Below are 2989 nucleotides of genomic sequence, written 5' to 3'. Positions count from 1 at the left end.
GGACAATAAGCAAACAATTTATCAAAGAAAAAACAACTGACACAAACAAATGTTTATAAAAGGCAACAGATCTTATTGGACAGGCACAACTTGCTCACATTGTCAGCTCCATGATAGCATTCACCAGGTCATTGTCCGCGTTCTTCAGGGCTTTTATAGCTTTATTGCGACTAACATTAGCTTGCGACATAACCAGTTCGATGTCCTTCTCCTCAAGGCCAGTTGCATCTACTTCTTCAGTGTCACTTTCCTCTTGTTGGGGGGCCAAACGGTTCACATTCTGCATAATATTGGCAGATGGAGGTTTGAAGTTCTCAACATCTGCCAACTGAGCGTGCTGACTCAAATCTTCGATCTTTGCCTCGCCAAAGACAATGTAAGTATCGGAGCCAGGGCTCTTGTACACATCAGGTTTGTTGATCACGAATAAAATCGACTTGGATTTTCTGATAGAAACACGAGACACTCCATGAACAGGCTTTAAACCAAGTTTGGAGAAAAGTTTCCTTGCTTTCTTCTCAGACCGGGACTGTTTCGAACCTTTCTCAGTGACTTGTTCGGAGAGACCAGCAGCTTCCGCAACTTTCGCCTGTTCTTCAGTGATAACTTGGGCGCCTGGAGTTTCCTCATCCTCATCAGACGAAGAATCGCCGGAGGTATGCTTTTCTACCTGTTCCTTGGTTTCGAAATTGATATTGTTAACTTGAAACAACCACATGATATTCGTTAGAGATAATTTATGGATCGGAAAGGACAACAAAAATTATAACAAACTGATGCAGGGTATAGAGGAAAGGAGAAAGAAGGCATATCCCGTTGGTGTTTAGCATTTCTCTTCGATCAGGGCTTCCTTGACCAACATCAGGTATGGGTGCTCACCGTCTTCTTCATCACGGAACTCGACGATAGCAACTTGCCCTTCTCCTCGGCCTTCGGCCATGTTCTCACCAATGAAGAACTGGAGGTTCTTGAACCGGTCTTTGGAGAGAAGAGAGACAACCCATCCTTGGATCTTCTTCTTGAACTCGGCAACTTCAGCCTCGGACTTTCCATGATAAAATGTGCTCAAGCCTCGGTATCAACCTTGCTCTTCTTCTCCGGAACATCATTGGTCTCATCACCCTCGCCTTGGGCTTCCTCGACCTGGCGCTTCTTGGTGAAGGCATCTGGAGCGAGTTCCTGGTCACCGGCCTCAGTAGTGGTGGCATCCTTGTTCTCCTGATCCTCCTCCTCGGCAGACTCGTCCTCTACCTCATCGGACTTCTCGGTCGGAGCATTCTCATCAGCCTCGTCGGCAACTTCAACTTCAGCATCCTTTCCTTCTTCGGCGGCTTTGTTCTCCTCCGCCTCGGTCTTCTTCTGAGGGGTCTTCTGGACGGCCTGTTCGGCAGCCGAAGCGGTGGACTCGTTCAAGGTGGTGTTACCTTGGTTGGAGTCCTCTTCTTGCTGTTGTTGCTCATCGGCCTTTCGCTGCTTTCCTCTGCGGGCTTGTTGGGCGGAACGGGCCATTTCGATGCAAAAAAATCCGATTGAACCCGGCCTTCTCAGCCAATCGTTCCTTGGCGTACTTGGCCAACAACTTTTGGTAGTTAGCGGCTTCCTCGCGGTTCTTGATGCGTCTCTTAACCTTCTGGGCGGCGATTCTTCTCTTTCGTTGAAGACGAGCGGGAGTTACAAGTCTCTGAATTTTCGGGGCCTTGGTGTGAACCTTCTTTCCTTCTTCTTTGGGTTGGATGGTTCTGCGCAGAACGTATTTTCGGACATCATCTTCCTTAGTCAGGTTAAACAGACGACGGATCTTGGTGGCACGCTTTGGACCACAGGCACGAGCGATAGTCTTGTCCGTAAGACCTTCGATTTCGCCATCTCCCTTCTTGACAATGATGAGAGACAAAGCGGAAAGAGCGGCCATGGAGTTGGCCTTTTGAGACAAAAGTATAACATAAATAGAGATGCTTATGTGACTCACTACACCAGGCTTCATCCTGAAGACTTTGAAAGACTCAACGACACATATGGACGACCACTTTCCGCTGTTCTGATGCCCTGGTACCCCAAACGGTCATTGTATCAGAAGTTTGAGAAGCCAGAAGAAGCCGTAGGAATCCTTCAACGGGTTGCGGCAAAGAGTCAACGTCGCTGAAGTTCAGCAACGCCTTCAACAGCAAGCCGCTGAACTGCAGCCGACTCTGAATGCCAAGAAAGATGAAACCGTGGCGGCGCTGAGTGAGATGGGGCCTGTTTCCACTCCTGGATCCAAAGTTCTGGAGGTGTTTGCGTGGTCGACCGTGCTCCAATTTGTCTTCGGCCTCACATCAATCATTTCGACCATTGTTCTCTCGCCCATCCTTGGCCTGTTCCTTGAGTCTGGATCGGCTCTCCTCATCTCCTTAGTGCTCCTCCCCGTCCTCATCTATCAACATGTCTCAGCGTCTAGCTCTGAAGCCTCCAACCGTGCCAAACTTCTCGCCTTTTCCGCCGTTGAAGGTCTTCTGGTGGGCTTCCTCCTGTCCCAGAAGTATCTTCCCACTGCTGGCCCAGTTATGTTCCTGACCCCGCTGACCATCGCTCTGGTTGCTCAATTCGGTGAAGGTTCCCTGGGAACCCGTCAAGTCTACTTGGGAGCCACTCTTGGCGCTGGATTGGGTCTCCATCTCGTTCTTGGTCTGATCACCGGCTTAAGCTTCGGATACCTGCTTCTGTCCATTTTGTACAGTGCAGCTGGTTTCGTCGCTCTCCAGTTCGCGTTGAAAGATGTGTCGGCCTCCATCTTGATCTGTGGCAATGTAAACGTCTTCTTCTTGGCTTGCAGCTGCTCCATGAGTGCTTTGACATCATGTTCGACAAATTCCATCACCAAGAATATAATGTCCATGGTATCGCCGACCACAATTTCCCTCAACCCGACGATATTCCGATGGTGTCGGCACTTCATCAGCATTTTGATCCCTCTCAACGAAGTTCGAGAAATCAATCGTTTTTGGTAGCT

5 protein-coding genes are annotated in these 2989 nt (G+C 49.2%); 1 reads left to right on the top strand and 4 read right to left on the bottom strand.

The features are described from left to right. Positions 1–94: 94 nt before the first annotated feature. The 4 genes from CN673_RS21675 to CN673_RS21660 form a co-directional block, all read right to left on the bottom strand. Positions 95–718, bottom strand: coding sequence for an NAC domain-containing protein (locus tag CN673_RS21675; RefSeq protein WP_099868261.1), 624 nt, complete (start codon positions 716–718; stop codon positions 95–97). A gap of 105 nt (positions 719–823) precedes the next feature. Then, on the bottom strand, positions 824–1069 hold the full coding sequence (locus tag CN673_RS21670) for a hypothetical protein (RefSeq protein ID WP_099868260.1): 246 nt from the start codon (positions 1067–1069) through the stop codon (positions 824–826). Further along, a complete protein-coding gene (locus tag CN673_RS21665; protein WP_157928982.1) occupies positions 1066–1413 on the bottom strand; it encodes a hypothetical protein in 348 nt (115 codons plus the stop codon). Before CN673_RS21665 ends, CN673_RS21670 begins: the two co-directional genes overlap by 4 nt. 43 nt (positions 1414–1456) lie before the next feature. Then, the gene (locus CN673_RS21660; protein WP_157928981.1) at positions 1457–1912 is read right to left on the bottom strand and encodes an eS6 family ribosomal protein; all 456 of its coding nucleotides are present in this window, start codon (positions 1910–1912) and stop codon (positions 1457–1459) included. A gap of 205 nt (positions 1913–2117) precedes the next feature. On the opposite strand from CN673_RS21660, the gene CN673_RS21655 reads away from it, so the two are divergent. Next, on the top strand, positions 2118–2987 hold the full coding sequence (locus CN673_RS21655) for a hypothetical protein (RefSeq protein WP_099868257.1): 870 nt from the start codon (positions 2118–2120) through the stop codon (positions 2985–2987). Positions 2988–2989 lie beyond the last annotated feature (2 nt).

The sequence above is a fragment of the Neopararhizobium haloflavum genome, from assembly GCF_002750855.1.
GTDB lineage: Bacteria > Pseudomonadota > Alphaproteobacteria > Rhizobiales > Rhizobiaceae > Georhizobium > Georhizobium haloflavum.
The sequence above is the reverse complement of the archived record's forward strand: the minus strand, read 5'-3'. Positions and strand labels throughout refer to the sequence as shown.